Consider the following 15,819-nt stretch of genomic DNA (forward strand, 5'->3'; position numbering starts at 1 on the left):
GGCCTGCCAGTTCCACAACCGCGACCGCTACCAGCACCCCGACCGCTACACCCGCCGCAACGTAGGCGAAGACCGCTGGGCCTTCACCTACCACCGCCTCGGACGAGCCCGACGACTACACGACTGAGGCCGGTGGTACGGGGGTGAGCGCCGCGCGGACAGGCCCCGGCGGCTGGGCGAGTAAGACGGGGGCACAAGGAGGGCGACGCGGCACCGGGCGACGCGGCACCGGGCGACGCGCGGACAGGCCCCGGCGGCTGCGGGAGTAAGGCGGGAGGCGCCGGGCGGGGTGGACGCGCAGACAGGCCCAGGCAACGCGTAGGACAGGCCCGGGCGACGCACAGGGCATGCCCGGGGGACGCGTGGGCCGGCCCGGCGGCTGCATCCGTTACCACCCGAGCCGAGGGCCGACGCGAGGCACGAGGCAAGGCACGAGGCAAGGCATGAGGCGGCGGCTGCCGGTGCACTGTCCACTGGGCTTCACGATGATCACAGGCATTCACAGCGCGCCGCAGTGCTCGACGGCGCTCCACGTGCTAACAGTGCTTCGCAGCGCACCGCAGGGCTGCGCGATACGGCCAGACGACCGGGGGGACCGCGGTCGGGGCCGCGCGATACGGGCGGGCGGCTGAGGGGCTGTGGTCAGGGCGTCGTGACCACGGACTCGATGCTGCGGTGCCGTGCGGCGCCGTGCGCGAAATCGGGCACACCCGAAGCGCCGCCCGAGGTCCTGCCCGAGCCGCAACTCAAGGCGCTGCCTGAGCCGCCGCCCGAGGCGTCGCTCGAGATCGCACCTGAGCCGCCGCCCGAGGCCCCGCCCGAGGCGATGGAGCCGCTGGCCGAGGTGCCGCCTTCGCGCAGGTCGTCCAGGAACCGCTGGTAGGCGTACGCGACCGCGTAGGCAGGTGCGTCGGCGTGGGGTCCAGCCTGGGGACACGGACGTACCCCAAGAGGGACGCGAGCTCGTCGAGGTGTGCGCGAGGGCGTGGGCAAGGGGATGGTCACCAGTGTCGTGCCGTCGGCGGCCTCACGGCCCCGTCCGCGCCGAGACGAGGACGGGGCCGGAGCGAGGCAGGGAGCACGGCCGGTGCGGGGCCGCTACGGGGTCGCTACGGGGCCGGTGAGGGCCAAGGGCAGGCTGCCTACCGGGTCAGGCCCGGCACGGGACCGGTCACCTGGGCGTGGCCCGCGGGGCGGCTGGTGAAGGAGCCCCTGCCCTGGGTCCGGCCGCGCAGCCCGGTCGCGTACCCGAACAGCTCGGCCAGCGGCACGGTCGCGGTGACCACGACGGTGCCCGCCCTCGCCGCCGAACCGGTGACCCGGCCGCGCCTGGCCGCGAGGTCGCCCAGCACCCCGCCGACGGCGTCCTCGGGCACGGTGACCGTGACCTCGGCCAGCGGTTCCAGCAGCGCCATCTCACCGGCACGCAACGCCTCCCGCAGCGCGAGCCGCCCGGCCGTGTGGAACGCCATCTCCGAGGAGTCCTTCGGGTGGGTCGCGCCGTCGGTCAGCGTGACCCGCAGGCCGGTCACCGGGTGGCCACCGAGCGGGCCCTCGGCGAGAGCGTCCCGGCAGCCGGCCTCGACCGCGCCGACGTACTCGCGCGGCACCCGGCCGCCGGTGACCGTCGACCGGAACTCGAAGCCCGCGTCATGGTCGAGCGGCTCCACGTCGAGCACGACGTGCGCGAACTGCCCGGCGCCGCCGTCCTGCTTGACGTGCCGATAGAGCAGCCCGGACACCCCGCGTACGACGGTCTCCCGGTAGGCGACCCTCGGCCGTCCGACGGCGACGTCGAGCCGGTGGTCGCGGCGGAGCCTCTCCACCGCGACCTCCAGGTGCAGCTCGCCCATGCCCGACAGCACCGTCTGGCCGGTCTCGGGATCGGTGCGGACCGACAGCGAGGGGTCCTCGTCGGCCATCCGGGCCAGCGCGGTCGCGAGCCGGTCGGCGTCGCCGCTCCCGCGCGGCTCGACGGCCACGGAGACCACCGGCGAGGCCGTGACCGGCGGTTCGAGGACCAGCGGTGCCCCGGGAGCACAGAGGGTCGCCCCGGCGCGGGCGGCTTTGATCCCGGCCACCGCGACGATGTCACCGGCCGTGGCGTGGTCCGTCTCGGTGTGCCGGTCGGCCTGCACCCGGAGGATGCGTCCGATCCGCTCGGTGCGGCGGGCGCCGGCGTCCAGCACGACGTCTCCTCTCCTGATCGTCCCCGAATACACGCGCAGGTACGTCAGCCGACCGGTGGGGGCGGCGTGCACCTTGAAGACCAGCCCGGCGAAGGGCGCCGCCGGGTCGGCGGGCCGCTCCTGCCCGGGATCGTCCCCCGCGGCGCGTACGGGCGGCACGTCGGACGGCGCGGGCAGGTAGGCCACGATGGCGTCCAGCAGCGGTTCGACGCCACGGTTGCGGTACGCCGAGCCGCACAGCACCACCACGGCCTCACCACGCAGGGTCAGGTCGCGCAGGGCGGCGACCAGGGTCGGCGCGGAGATCTCCGGAAGGGCGCAGAACTCCTCCAGCGCCGCCGGATGAAGCTCGGCGACGTTCTCCTCCAGCAGGCGCCGGCGCCGGCGGGCCTCGTCGGCGAGGGCGTCCGGCACCGGGCCTTCGGTGACCGTGTCACGGCCGGTCTCCCACACCAGCGCTCGCACCCGCAGGAGGTCCCCCACGCCGGTGAACCCGTCCTCGCGCCCGATGGGCAGCTGGACGACCAGCGGGATGACGCGCAGCCGTTCGCGGATCGACTCGACCGCCGTGTCGAGGTCGGCCCCGGCGCGGTCCATCTTGTTGACGAACGCGATGCGCGGCACGCCGTACCGGTCGGCCTGCCGCCACACCGACTCGCTCTGTGGCTCCACGCCGGCGACGGCGTCGAACACCGCGACCGCGCCGTCGAGCACCCGCAGCGACCGCTCCACCTCGTCGGAGAAGTCCACGTGACCCGGGGTGTCGATCAGGTTGATGCGGTGGCCGTCCCACAGACAGCTCACGGCGGCGGCGAAGATGGTGATCCCACGGTCGCGCTCCAAGGGGTCGAAATCGGTGACGGTGGTGCCCTCGTGCACCTCACCGCGCCGGTGGACGGTGCCGGTGAGGCAGAGGATCCGTTCGGTGACGGTGGTCTTACCCGCGTCGACGTGGGCGAGGATGCCCAGGTTGCGGATGCCGGTCAGCGGTACGAGGTGATTGCGGTTCAGGTCGGCGCGCATGGCCATGCCCTTCGGAAAGGTGCGTACGGTGGCGGGCGCGATTGGCCTGACGAGACGAACCGGCCGGATTCCGGCCGGGCGCGACCCCTGCGGGAGACCCTGCGAGGACCGCCGGGGAGCCAGGCGGACGGCAGGCGGACGGCAGGCGGAGCGGGCACGTGGCACCACCCCGCGAGCCCGCATGCGGCCCCGGCGTTATCGGCACAGTGCGCCCGGCGTTATAGGCACAGTGCGCCCGGCGTTATAGGCACAGTGCGGCCGCAGGCTCCGACCTCAGCAGAGGTCTCAGCGGAGATACGGAAGTCTCAGCAGGGGTGCGAAAGCTCGTCAGGAACGTCCGGTGCGGGCCGCGCGGCGGGCACCGGGGAGCGACGTAGACACCAGGATCACCTCGTGCCGTGACCGGAGGACGACGACCGCGACGCGCTGGCGCATGGTCAACTCCTCTCACTCGGTCAGGGCGCACGCCGCGGCGCGGCGCGCGTGATCACTGGCGAGTGTACGGAAACCGCCCCGGCGCGCAAAGAGTTTTTCGCTCGGGTGTGCGGGGCGGCACGCGGCGCGGGGAGTGCGAGCGACGGGGGAGACATCATCCGGGGGAAGATTTGACGGACACTTCCCGAGGGCCCTTTAGGAGAATGCATGCAGGTCCACGACCTGTCCGCAGGCGGTGACGTCCTCACGCGCGTCGAGGGGGTCGCCCGCCGCGCCCTTCGCCACTACGACGTTTCCCCCGACGCCTCGGTGACGCTGCTCAACGTCTCGGAGAACGCGACCTTCACGGTCGCCGACGGCGGGCGTACGACGATCCTGCGGGTCCACCGGCTCGGCTACCACTCGCCGGAGGCCATCGCGAGCGAGCTCGCCTGGCTCGACGCGCTGCGCGACGAGGCCGGGATCGTCACGCCGCGCGTGCTGCCCGCCCGCGACGGCTCGCGGGTCGTCACCGTCCGGGAACCGGGTGAGCAGCCGCGTCACTGTGTGATGTTCGAGTTCCTTCCCGGCGCGGAGCCGGCCGAGGACCGGCTGGTGGAGGAGTTCGAACGGCTGGGCGCGCTGACCGCCCGCATGCACCGCCACGCCCGCGCCTGGGCGAGGCCGGCGTTCTTCACCCGCTTCCACTGGGACCTCGACGCCGCCTTCGGCCCCGAGGCGCGGTGGGGCAGGTGGCAGGACGGCGTCGGCGTCGACCGGGAGGCGCACACGGTGCTCGCCCGGCTGGAGGCCGAGCTGCGCCGCAGGCTGGAGCGGTTCGGCAAGGGCCCCGACCGATATGGGCTCATCCACGCCGATCTGCGCCTGGCCAACCTCCTCGTGGACGGCCGGGCGGGCACCAGCGTCATCGACTTCGACGACTGCGGCCTGGGCTGGTATCTCTACGACTTCGGCGCCGCCGTCAGCTTCATCGAGCACCGGCCGGAGGTGCCGCACATGGCGGAGTCGTGGGTGCGCGGCTACCGGTCCGTGCTCGACCTGCCGAAGGAAGACGAGGCCGAGATCTGGACGTTCATCATGTTCCGCCGCCTCCTCCTCGTCGCGTGGATAGGCTCCCATTCGGCCGCCGACATCGCCGGGGAGCTCGGCGCGGGCTACACCGAGGGAAGCTGCAATCTGGCCGAGCGCTACCTCGGCGGATCACTCTGAGAAGTCGCTGTGACCACGCCTGATCGCAGGATGCGCCGAGCGGGTTGTGGTTCAATCGGGCGGACCATGCTCTGTCATGGTTCGTCCCCGAGAAGCGGAGAGGGTGAGCAGGTGTCCCGCGACCCCGATGGCGAGAACGCGGCCGAGGCGGTGCGGCGGGAGGCCCTTCGGCCAATCACGAGCCGGCCCACCGCGAGCCGGCCCACCGCGAGCCGGCCCACCGCGAGCCGGCCCATCACGAGCCGGCCCAGCATGAGCGGCGAGCCGCTCGCCGCGCAGCCCCGGCTCGTGCCGGAGGTGACGGGGTGAGGGCGCACACCTCCCCCTGGGAAGTGCGAGTGGCGAGCGCGCCCGTCAACTTCGGCGTCTACCGCCAGGACGGCGCGCCGCTGGGGCCGCAGGAGATGCTCGCGACGATGCACGAGGCCGGGTATGACGGCACCGACTCCGGCCCGATCGGCTACCTGGGCACCACGCGGACCCTTCCCGAACGGCTCGCGGCGCAGGGTCTCGGGCTCGCCGGCGGCTGGGTCGACCTGCGGTACGGCGACCCGGACGGCTTCCGCGAGGACCTGGCCGCGCTCGACGCCGCGCTCGACGTGTTCACCGCCGTCGGCGACGCCGAAGGGGCGGCCGATCCGCGGTTCGCGCCGCGGCCGACGCTCGCCTGCCCCGACCGGCCCGAACGGTTCGCCCGTCCCGGCATGCCGGCCGACCGCAGGCTGTCCCTGCCCGACGGCGACTGGCCCGCGTACGCCCGGAGCATCGACGAGGCGGCGGCCCGCTGCCGCGACCGCGGCCTGGAACCCGTCTTCCACCACCACCTGGGCACCGACGTGGAGACGCCGGAGGAGATCGAACGGCTGCTCGGCTCGACGGACGTCTCGCTGTGCCTGGACACCGGGCATCTGTGGCTGGCCGGGGGCAACCCCGTGGCGGCGATCCGCGACTGGTCCTCGCGCATCCGGCAGGTGCATGTCAAGGACGCCTCCCGGGACGTCCTCGCCCGGGTACGCGCCGGCGGCGGAGACCTGTGGGACCTGGTCGCGGCGGGTGGTTTCCCGCCGCTCGGGCAGGGCGACCTGGACCTGCCCGCCGTACTGGCCGAGCTGCGGCGGTCGGGCTACGAGGGCTGGATCGTGATCGAGCAGGACGTCCCGGCCTTCCACGACTCGGACACCGAGGCCCTCGCGCGTGCGGTCGCCGACCAGCGGGCCAACCGCGCCGCGTTCGGCGAGGCCCTCCGCGCCGCCGGCCTCGCCTGACCGGGCCCGCGCCGGGCGCCCGCCGGGGAAGCAGGGCCCGGCGATGACCCGGCGAATGACCCGGCGATGATGGCGGGATGACGACCGCCGCGCGTCACGCCGGCTTCGCCGCACGAGAGGCGCACGAGAGGCGCACGAGAGGCCATGGGGCACTGGCCGGCGGTCGAGGGGGAGATGCGCGCCCTGGCCACGCAGACGAACGAGGCCGGCCGAGGTCTCCCTTCCGGACCCGGCCGGCCGGACCCGGTCGGCCGGACCACGGCCCGCGAACCGGTGCGTCCGCGCGGCTCATTGCGAGCCGAGCAGCCTGCCCAGGAAAGCCCGGAGGCGGGACCTCGGGCGCGCGTCGCCCTCGTCGGTCAGACCGCCCGTGCCGCCGCCTGTGCCGCTGTCCTGAGCGCTGTCCTTCGCGGCGGGCGGCGCCGGCTCACCGGCGGATTCAAGCGTGAGGGCGAAGCTCCGGCTGATCTCGTAGTGCACGGGCAGGGCGCTCATCGTGCGGACGAAGGGGGAGACACGCCAGGGAAGCCGCTCGGCCGGTTGCGTGAACCGCAGCGCCGAGAACCGGTCGAGTAGCTGGCGCACCGCGATCGTGCACATCTGGGTGGCCAGCCGCTGGCTCGGGCACCTGTGCGGGCCCGCGCCCCACGCCAGGTGGGCGCGGGTGCTGCGGACCGAGTCGCGGGCGAGCGCGCCGCCGAAGCGGGGGTCGGTGTGCGCGCCCGCGATGGACAGCATCACCGGGTCGCCGGGCGCGATCGTGAAACGGCCCAGCTTCACCTCCGATCTGGCGTAACGGAAGGTCAGGTTGGCCAGCGCCGGGTTGGTAAGGGCGACGCGGTTGACCACCTCCTCTATCGCGCCGATCGACACGCTCTCCCTGAGCCGGGGATTGGTGATCGCCTCGAAGATGACGTTGCAGATCAGGCTGCCGGTGAAGTCGAGGAAACCCGACAGCATCATCAGCTCGCGGGCGAGCTCCTCGTCGGTGAGGTCGGGCTTCGCCTCGATCATGTACGACGGCAGGTCGTCGCCGCGCCGCTGCCGTTTGGCCTGCGCCAGTTCGAGGAGGGCGGCATATAACCGCTGGTAGGCCCCGGCGGAGTCGGGGCCGTTCAGCAGGCGCCACTGGTCCTCTATCATCTCCTCGCCGCGCTCGATCGTGACGCCGAGCAGGTGGTTGGCGACGAGCAACGGGAACGGCCGCCCATACTGGGCGGCGAGATCGGCCTGCCCCGCGGGCCCGCCCTCCGCCAGCACGCCCGCGAGGTCGTCGCAGTGTCTCACCATGGCGCGTTCGAGCCGCTGCGCCTGCTCGCTCCCGGGATCCTGGAACGGCCGGAGTCCCGCGATCCAGGGGCCGCGCAGGGCCCGGTGCCTTTCCCCGTCGTGGAAACCCGAGTTGTCGGCCTGGAGGAGGGCGAGCAGCGGCCAGTCGGCGGGAACGCGCCCCTCCGCGTACGCCCGCCAGTGGTCCACGCGCTTGCTCCACATGTCGCGCGGGTTCTGCATGATGTGCAGCACCTCGTCGTAGCCGATCGCGAACCAGACCGGCACACCGAGGACGTCGATCGGGGCCACCGGGCCATACCTGGCGCGCAGGCGCTCGTGAACGAGCGCGGGATCGGCTTCGTAGTCCTCCGTGAGCAGGGACTCCAGCGGCAGCGAGATGAGCCCTTCCACGGCCGACGGGGACCATCTATCGGAGATCACGGGGTGCCCGCCTTTCCAGCCACATATGCGGTTATGGGCGGCGATCTTAGAGCCTCCGGGCCCCGGATGTCAGCGAACCGGCACGAGACGTGGCTTCCGGGCGGCGGCGGAGCGGCGACGTAGTGTGGCGGCATGACGCTGGAGCTCGACGGCAGGATCGTGAAGATCACGAATCCGGACCGCGTGGTCTTCCCGCGGACCGGGCACACGAAGCTCGACCTGATCTCCTACTACCGCGTGGTCGCCGAGGGGGCGGTGCGCGGCGTGGCCGACCGGCCGGTGATACTCAAGCGCTTCGTGCACGGCGTCGACCAGGAGGCGTTCTTCCAGAAACGGGCGCCCGCCAAGCGCCCCGAGTGGGTGGAGGTCGTCGAGCTGCGCTACCCCTCGGGCCGTACGGCGGACGAGGTGGTGATCCGCGACCTCGCGCACCTGCTGTGGACGGTGAACCTGGGCTGCGTCGACCTCAACCCCCACCCCGTGCGGGCCCACGACCTCGACCATCCCGACGAGCTGCGGATCGATCTCGATCCCGTGCCCGGCGTCGGCTGGGCGGAGATCGTCCGGGTCGCCCTGGTCGCCAGGGACGTGCTGGAGGAGCACGGCCTGACCGCCTGGCCCAAGACGTCGGGTTCGCGCGGGTTCCATGTCTACGCCCGCATCGAGCCGCGCTGGACCTTCCGCGAGGTGCGGCGCGCCGCCGAGGCCGTGGCCAGGGAGGTCGAGCGCCGGGAGCCGGACGTCGCCACCAGCCGGTGGTGGAAGGAGGAGCGGCAGGGCGTCTTCGTGGACTACAACCAGAACGCCCGCGACCACACCGTCGCCTCCGCCTACTCCGTACGGCCGACCGGCCTGGTCTCGGCCCCGCTGACCTGGGACGAGGTGCCCGGGTGCCGGCCGGAGGACTTCACGCTCGCGTCGATGCCCGACCGGTTCGCCGAGACGGGCGACCCGTGGGCCGGGATGGACGAGCGGGCGGGGTCGCTCGACGCCCTGCTGGAGCTGGCCGAGGCCCAGGGGCCGCGGCCGGACAAGCCCGCCGCCTCGCCCAGGCAGGGACGGCGTCAGTCCGTCATGCCGCTCGTCGAGATCGCCAGGGCCGCCACGCGCGACGAGGCGATGGCCGGGCTCGAACGGTGGAAGGCCCGCCACCCCGAGGCGGCCCGCCTGCTCCAGCCGGCCGACGTCCTGGTCGACTCGATGCGCGGGCGCAGCTCCACGTGGACGAGGATCAGGGTCAACCTCCGGCACGTCCCCGAGCCCGACCGCCCCGGCCAGGAGCCCCTCGAGGTCGACTACGACCCCTATGAGTCCTACCGGAGGGATCAGCCGGGGCCGTAGACATCCCACAGCTCGCCGAGGAAGAACCGGCAGAAGCGCGTCACGGCCGCCGCGCCGTCCGGCCCCGCAGTACGGAAGGTCGTGAGCATCCGCACGAGGTCGGACGGCAGGATGCGCAGCGTCCCCGTGGCGACCACCGTGGCGTCCTCGTCCCCGTCCTCCTCGACGTGCCCCTCCAGCAGGCGGGCGTGCAGGGTGGAGGTGTCCAGCCACAGACGGGTCGGCGCGCCCGGCTGGATCTCCTTACGCCCGGCCAGGGTGCGGGGCCGGTCGTCGGCGTCCCAGAAGTGCAGGCGATAGCACATGCGCCGCTGCTCGGACGTCTCCCCGGGGACGAACAGGTTGAACGAGCCCCGGGCGATCGGCCGCCTGCCCCCGCACATGTCGGCCTCGATCCAGCCCTCCGCCCTGGCCTCGTGCTCGGGTTCGGTGAGGAAACGGTCGATGTCGTCGATGGTGATCGTGAGGCGGAAGGAGAACGGGGACCCGGCCCCGCCCACGCGGGCCGCACGCCGGGCCGGGCCGGGCGTCAGGCGTCCCCGCATCTCCTCCACGAACCACAGCGAAGTCCGGCCCTCGAACACGCTCGGCTCGTCGGCGGGCCCGCCCGCGAAGGTACGGCCGCCGCCGGACACGGCGGCCGGAACCCCGGCCTGCGCCTCCGCCGCCACCTCGATCGGCGGCACGGCGGACACCCGCACGGCCTGGGCCCCCGCCACGGGCGTGGCGCGGGACGTGCGGCCCTCCAGGATCCGGGTGCTCATGCGGTCGGCGAGCGCGGCGATCGTCAGCGACGGGTTGGCGCCGACCGGCCCCGGCAGGGCCGCGCCGTCCGCCACGTACAGGCCCGGGAAGCCGAAGACCTCGCCGTACGCGTCGCAGACCCCCTCGCCCGGATGGCGGCCCATCGGCGCGCCGCCCAGCGGATGCACGGTCATGACCCGCTTGCGCCACCACGGCGGGCTGTCTGCGTACTCCGCGCCGAGCACGTCGCCGATCCTGCGCATGATCGAGCGCAGCCGCTCGTAGTAGTCCTCGCTGGTCTCGCCCTCCCAGTCGACGTCGAGCCGGCCGTCGCGCAGGCGCAGCCTCCCGTCGGGGACGTCGCGGCCCATGCCGAGCAGCGGCAGCGAGGTGCCCGACAGCTCGCCCCGGCCGATGAGGTCGGCGAACTCCGCCGACAGGTTGGTGTCGTGGGTGAGGATGTTGCGCAGCCGCCGCAGCAGGAACCGGGCGATCCGGCCCGGCCTCATGTCCGCGCCCTCGACCAGGTAGTCGACGAACTCGGGATAGCCGCCGTCCTCGATGTAGGCGCCGCGCCCGTCCGCGCCGTCGTCGAGCCGGATCGCGCTGGTGATGACCGGCCCGCGGCTCGCCCGGATGGGCCGGGTCCTGCTCCGGTCGGTGGCCCGCAGCAGGAACGCCAGCATGTCCCCGTTGCCGCAGAAGCGGGTGCCGAGCGTCCCGCTGAGGCCGGGGAAGGCCGCCCGGTTCTTCAGCAGCAGGTAGGACGTGCCGTACGTGCCGGCGGCCAGGACGAGCCGGTCGCAGCTGATCGTGTGCGGCCCGGTCCACCGGGGCGGCCCGTCGGCGTCGTCCACCGCCTCGTCGCCGCGCGGCATGTGCTCGATGTACTGCACGTCGTAGCCGCCGCCCACGCGCGGCCTGATGCGCCGCACCTCGTGCAGCGTGCGCAGGTCGGCGCCGTGGCGCCGGGCGGCCGACAGGTAGGTGTGGTCGAGGCTGTTCTTCGCGCCCTCGTTGCAGCCGAGGTCGCACTCGCCGCACAACCGGCACGTACGGCGTGGCACGCCGTGCAGGTTGCCGTACGCGGGATCGGTGAGCGGCACACCCTGGCAGGGCTGCGCCCCGGGCGACGGCGCGAAGCTGACGGCCAGCGGCGGAAGCCGCCAGTCGAGCCCCAGCTCGGCGGCCGCGTCCCGCATGGCGAGCGTCTTCAGCGTGTCGTCGAAGCCGGCGTGGCTCAGCGGGTAGGGCGAGACGCCGATCATGCGCTCGACCGCGTCGTAGTGCGGTTCGAGATCGGCCCTGGTCACCGGCCACGACTCGTAACCACCGCCGGGCAGCGCCTGCTCGTGGACGAACCAGTCTTCGTCCTTGCGCAGCATCACGTTGGCGTAGATGAGCGAGCCGCCGCCGAGGCCGCTGGCGACCACCGAGTCGCAGTCGGAGAAGCTCCAGATGTCGAACATCCCGTACAGGTTCTCGGCGGGGTCCCAGAAGGCGCGGCCGAGCTGGGCCGGGCCGCGCGGGAAGTCCCCCGGCGCGTACGCCCTGCCGCGCTCCAGCACCACCACCGACAGCCCCGCCTCGGCGAGACGGTAGGCGGCGACCGAGCCGCCGAAACCCGAACCGACCACGACCGCGTCGACGTGTTCCATGAATGATCTCTCAGTAATGGTCTCTCAGCGCCGTGGTCAGCGACCGCTGTGCCGCTTCAGGAAGTCGAGGATGTGCGGGAAGACGTCCCGGTGCGCGTTCCGGCCGATCAGGGGATCGATGTGCCCGTAGCCGGGCAGGACCCGCAGCTCGTGCCGTCCCGGCGCCGCCTTCGACAGGACGCGGTGGCAGACGATGTTGGAGTCGGTGAAGACGTCGTTGTGGTCGCCCGTCAGGAACAGGATGGGCGTGTCGACGTCGGCCGCGTTGACGAGGTAGTCGTCCGGCAGCGCGGCGAACCTCGGGTCGCCGGTGTCGTACTTCACCGCGCGCCCGGCGGCCACCATCTTCCGCACGTGCCGGTAGTAGTGCAGGTCGCAGGCGCCGTTGAGGTCGGCGAGCCGCTCGTGCACGTGCGTGCTCGGCGACAGGTTGCCGTGGCGGTACATCGCGGGCCTGCCGCTGCCCCACATGAAGCTCTGCATGTGGCAGGCGGGCTCCCGGCACTCGGGGTGGAAGTAGGAGACGGCGCGCGCCAGCAGCCACCGCCGCGACAGCGGGGGCGCGTCCTTGAACCGGGGGTCCAGGTAGGGCAGGCCCGTGCCGTACTCCAGCAGCGTGGGGCCGAGGGTCAGCTTGAGCCGGGCCCAGGGGTGCACCCGGGGGGTCAGCGCGACGCTGTTGGCGACCACGCCGGCGATCCCGCTGACGGCCCCGGAGAACAGGCTCATGTGGAAGCTCACCGACCCCAGGCAGTGGGCCACCACGTGGATCCGCCGCGCCCCCACATGGCGGCGGATCTCGCGCAGTGCTGCCGGGTGGTCATACTGGGCGATGTCGTCCAGCGTGTGCCTGCGGGTCTCGATGTTGTACGGAAACCTGTTGCTCATCCGGAAGTCCAGCGCCCACACGTCGCCGAACCCGTTGTCGTGCAGGAACCGGACCAGGTTCGTGTGCTCCGGCATGATGAACATGTCGCTCGACGAGGTCAGTCCGTGCACGAGCAGCACGACGTCGTCCTGCGCCCCCTGCGCCGGCGTGTCGTGACTACGGAACCGGGTGAGCTGTAACCCCAGCTCGTCCTCCGTGGCGAACGGATGGACCGTGACCTCGGCGTTGCGCACGCCGTCGAGCGTGAACCGGGGTATGCGGTGTTCCATTCGATCGCCTTTCTGCCCGGGGCTACGATCCCAGGACCGGCTATAGCGGCGACATCGTGGAAAACCCGTACTTGTCCGCACTCAGCGCGTAAGGGCGGTGGCCACGCCGACCCGGGAGGTCACCTCCAGCTTGGCGAAGATCCGCGACAGGTGCGTTTCCACCGTACGCACGCTGAGGAAGAGCCGCTCGGCGACCTGCTGGTTGGTCAGCCCCTCGGCGACCAGCAGCGCCACCTCCAGCTCCCGGGGCGACAGCCCGAACCTGGCCGCCTCCCCGCTCGCGGCCGTGGTCGCGCCGCCGCCCACCCGTACGCCGAGGCGGCGCAGCTCGCGCTCGGTGCGTGCCTTGAGCGCGCGGGCGCCGCAGGAGTCGAAGATCTCGGCCGCGGCGCGGAGGTTCTCCCTGGCGCGGCTACGGCCGCCGGGCGCTCCGAGATGCGCGAGCCCGGCGGTGAGCAGGGCCCGGCCCGCGTCGAGCCGCCGCTCGCCCGCGGCCAGCGCGCGGGCCGCCTCCTCCGCCGCCGCGGCCGCGGCGGACGGGTCTTCGCGGGACAGCGCGTGCGCGCGGGCGAGCGAGGCGAAGCCGCAGTAGGCCGGCAGCCGCGGTTCCTCCAGGCGTACGGCGAGCGCCGCCCACTGCCCCGCCCGAGCCACCGCCTCGGCGCCCGCCTCGGTCCCGGTCCCAACGCCGAGCACGGCGCCGGCCACGGCACTCGTCTCCCGGGAGGCGTCCGCGTAGGCGAGCGCTTCGCACGCCTGGAGCAGCGTGCCCGGGTCCACCCGCGGCGAGTCGAACCGGTTGCACGCGTCCAGCACCGCCTCGACGCCCTCGGCGAACCGGCCCGCGTTGACCAGGGCCTGTCCTCGGGCGTAGCGGGCCGTGGCCTCCCAGGTCTCGCCCGCCCCGACGCCGCAGCGTACGGCCTCCTCGCCGGCGCGGATGGCCGCCTCGTCGTCGCCGCTCCACGACTCGGCCAGGCAGAGCTGGGTGAGCGCGAACACGAGCTGCTGGCCGGAGTCGAGCAGCCGGGCGCACTCGACCGACTCCTCGGCGGTGGCCCTGGCCTCCGCCAGGCGGCCCGTCGCCACCAGCGTCTTGGCCCGGCCCGCCAGCAGGTTGGTCAGGATGTAGGTCTGCCCGGTCGACCGCGCGACGGCCGCCGCCCGGTCGAAGTGGCGCAGCGCATCGCCATAGCGGCCCAGGTAGGACTCGGCCCAGCAGAGCCAGGCGATGGCGTCCAGCCACTCGGACAGGTGCTCGTCCGGCGCGTCCGCGAGCAGCTTGCCGGCGATGTCGGCGTAGCGCAGCGCGTCGTCGATGCGGCGCGCGGCGAGGGCGGGCATCGGGCGCAGCGCCGCCACCGCGACCGCGAGCCCGGGCTCCCAGTCGTCGGCGTTGTCGGGCATCAGGTCGAGCACGGCCTGGGCGGCCCGGAAGTCCACCCGCATCATGCTCTCGGCGACCAGGCGCATGCGCATCGGCACCGCGGCGGCCGCCCGGGGGTTGGGCATCCGGCTCAGCTCGTCGAGCAGCAGCGCTCTGGCCTCCTGCGGGCGGTCGAGCTGGCGCTCCATCAGCGCGCAGACCCGGGCCGCGCGGCCCCTGCGGGGGTAGTCGTCGTCGGGCAGCATGCGCAGCAGCTCGCGTGCGGTGTCGCGGCCCTCGGCCAGCCTGCCGCTGATCCCCTGGGCCCAGCTCAGCTCCAGCATCAGCGCGAGCCGTTCCTCCCGGGCCGCGGCGTCGTCCGGCATGAGCCGCAGCGCCGCCTGCAGCCAGTGCGCCGAGGTGGCGGGCGCGTGCGCGGTCACCGCGCGGGCCGCCTCCACCAGCACCTCCACCGCTCGCCGGTCGCCGAACGACCCAGAATGCTCCACGTGGTGGGCCTGTACGGTCGCCGGGGCGCCCAGCTCGGCCAGGTGGGCCGCGATCCTGGCGTGCGCGCCCAGGCGCCAGCCCGCCGCCGCCGACTCGTAGACGGCCCGCCGTACGAGCGGGTGGCGGAAGCGGAACCGGCCGCCCGCGCTGCGGACGATGTCGCGCTCGACCAGTTCGTCGAGCGCGGCCAGCGTGACGGCCGGCGGCACCTCGGCGGCCACGGCGGCGACGGCCGGCTCGAACTCGTCGGCGGCGACCGCGGCGGCCTGGGCCACCAGCAGGGCGCCGGGGGACAGGTCGGCCAGCTCGACCTGGAGCGCGGCGAGCACGGTCGGCGGCAGCTCGGTCACGTCGGTGCCGTCCATCCGGGCCAGCGCCTCGAGATAGAACGGGTTGCCCCCGCTGGCCTCGTACAGGGCCATGCTGCGCCCCCGGCTGACCTGGGGGCCGAGGAACTGCCGGACCTCGGCGGCGCTGAGGGGACCGACCACGACCTCGTGCCCGCGCGGTCCCGCCGCCGCGGCCAGCCTGGCCACGCGGGGGGCGGCCTGGGCCGGGCGGAAGGCCACGGCCATCAGCACCGGACCGGCGGGCGGGTGCCGCACCATGTGGTCGAGGAACTCGATGGTGCCGTCGTCGGCCCAGTGGACGTCGTCGAGCACCAGCAGCAGGCCGGACGGCCCGGCCAGCGCGCCCACCAGGTGCCGTACGGCCCGGTAGAGCCGATAGCGGGCCAGGCCGCTGCGGTCGTCGGCCAGCGCGGGCTCGTCGGCGGCCGGAGCCCCTTCGGCCGCGAGCCCGGGGAAGACGCCGGACAGCAGGGCGGCCTGCCCGGCCCCCACGGCCCTGACGACCTCCTCCCGGCGTGCGTCGAGATGGTCGTCGAGCGCGTCGACCAGGGCGCTGTAGGGAAGCATCTGCTCATACTCGGCGGCGCGTCCCCACAAGGAGGTGAAGCCGTCCGCGCCGGCCATCGCCGCGAGCTCGCCGAGCAGCCGCGTCTTGCCCGCGCCCGGCTCACCGGCCAGCGCGAGGAACTGGAACCCGTCGCGACGGCTCGCGGCCATCGCGCCGCGCAGCGCGGCCAGCGCGTCCCGCCGTCCGACGAGGGGCGTGGACGTGCCCGTGACGACCGGACCGGTCGTGCGTCCGTCCATTCGCACCCCACACGCGAACGCGCGGGCCGCCCCCCGCCAGGCCGCGCCGAC

General features: G+C 73.7%; 10 protein-coding genes. 4 read left to right on the plus strand and 6 right to left on the minus strand.

Going from position 1 to position 15,819, the window contains the following annotated elements; all coding sequences use genetic code 11:
- Positions 1-652: 652 nt before the first annotated feature.
- Entirely contained in the window at positions 653-883 is a 231-nt protein-coding gene (locus FLV34_RS40660; RefSeq protein WP_187280709.1) for a hypothetical protein, read from the plus strand.
- Between the two features lie 259 nt (positions 884-1,142).
- Here the strand turns inward: FLV34_RS40660 and fusA are convergent, their stop codons facing one another.
- Positions 1,143-3,212 (minus strand): elongation factor G, encoded by a 2,070-nt coding sequence (gene fusA / locus FLV34_RS23605; RefSeq protein WP_147944075.1) that lies wholly within the window; start codon positions 3,210-3,212, stop codon positions 1,143-1,145.
- Between the two features lie 642 nt (positions 3,213-3,854).
- Here fusA and FLV34_RS23610 point away from each other — a divergent pair.
- On the plus strand, positions 3,855-4,856 hold the full coding sequence (locus FLV34_RS23610) for a phosphotransferase enzyme family protein (protein ID WP_147944076.1): 1,002 nt from the start codon (positions 3,855-3,857) through the stop codon (positions 4,854-4,856).
- 74 nt (positions 4,857-4,930) lie between these two features.
- Here the strand turns inward: FLV34_RS23610 and FLV34_RS40665 are convergent, their stop codons facing one another.
- Positions 4,931-5,173, minus strand: a complete 243-nt coding sequence (locus FLV34_RS40665) for a hypothetical protein (RefSeq protein ID WP_187280710.1) — start codon at positions 5,171-5,173, stop codon at positions 4,931-4,933.
- 21 nt (positions 5,174-5,194) lie between these two features.
- On the opposite strand from FLV34_RS40665, the gene FLV34_RS23615 reads away from it, so the two are divergent.
- Positions 5,195-6,121, plus strand: a complete 927-nt coding sequence (locus tag FLV34_RS23615; protein WP_260617429.1) for a sugar phosphate isomerase/epimerase — start codon at positions 5,195-5,197, stop codon at positions 6,119-6,121.
- A gap of 288 nt (positions 6,122-6,409) precedes the next feature.
- On the opposite strand, the gene FLV34_RS23620 is transcribed toward FLV34_RS23615, so the two are convergent.
- Entirely contained in the window at positions 6,410-7,834 is a 1,425-nt protein-coding gene (locus FLV34_RS23620; protein WP_147944077.1) for a cytochrome P450, read from the minus strand.
- A 132-nt stretch (positions 7,835-7,966) separates the two neighbouring features.
- Between FLV34_RS23620 and ligD the strand changes: the two genes are divergently transcribed.
- A complete protein-coding gene (ligD, locus tag FLV34_RS23625) occupies positions 7,967-9,175 on the plus strand; it encodes a non-homologous end-joining DNA ligase (RefSeq protein WP_142650373.1) in 1,209 nt (402 codons plus the stop codon).
- On the opposite strand, the gene FLV34_RS23630 is transcribed toward ligD, so the two are convergent.
- The 3 genes from FLV34_RS23630 to FLV34_RS23640 all read right to left on the minus strand — a co-directional run bounded on the left by FLV34_RS23630 (position 9,160) and on the right by FLV34_RS23640 (position 15,768).
- Positions 9,160-11,577 (minus strand): GMC oxidoreductase, encoded by a 2,418-nt coding sequence (locus FLV34_RS23630; RefSeq protein ID WP_142650374.1) that lies wholly within the window; start codon positions 11,575-11,577, stop codon positions 9,160-9,162. The two genes, ligD and FLV34_RS23630, sit on opposite strands and share 16 nt — an antisense overlap.
- A 36-nt stretch (positions 11,578-11,613) precedes the next feature.
- Complete coding sequence (locus FLV34_RS23635; protein WP_142650375.1) at positions 11,614-12,735, minus strand: alpha/beta fold hydrolase; 1,122 nt, start codon at positions 12,733-12,735, stop codon at positions 11,614-11,616.
- An 81-nt stretch (positions 12,736-12,816) separates the two neighbouring features.
- Positions 12,817-15,768, minus strand: coding sequence for a LuxR family transcriptional regulator (locus FLV34_RS23640; protein ID WP_147944078.1), 2,952 nt, complete (start codon positions 15,766-15,768; stop codon positions 12,817-12,819).
- Positions 15,769-15,819: the final 51 nt, after the last annotated feature.

This window comes from Microbispora sp. CSR-4, from assembly GCF_008033685.1.
Lineage (GTDB): Bacteria > Actinomycetota > Actinomycetes > Streptosporangiales > Streptosporangiaceae > Microbispora.

Coding starts and splice junctions, on each gene's coding strand:
- FLV34_RS23640 (WP_147944078.1), bottom strand. CDS start 15,768: ATGGACGGACGCACGACCGGTCCGGTCGTCACGGGCACGTCCACGCCC.
- fusA (WP_147944075.1), bottom strand. CDS start 3,212: ATGCGCGCCGACCTGAACCGCAATCACCTCGTACCGCTGACCGGCATC.
- FLV34_RS23610 (WP_147944076.1), top strand. CDS start 3,855: ATGCAGGTCCACGACCTGTCCGCAGGCGGTGACGTCCTCACGCGCGTC.
- FLV34_RS23635 (WP_142650375.1), bottom strand. CDS start 12,735: ATGGAACACCGCATACCCCGGTTCACGCTCGACGGCGTGCGCAACGCC.
- FLV34_RS23630 (WP_142650374.1), bottom strand. CDS start 11,577: ATGGAACACGTCGACGCGGTCGTGGTCGGTTCGGGTTTCGGCGGCTCG.
- ligD (WP_142650373.1), top strand. CDS start 7,967: ATGACGCTGGAGCTCGACGGCAGGATCGTGAAGATCACGAATCCGGAC.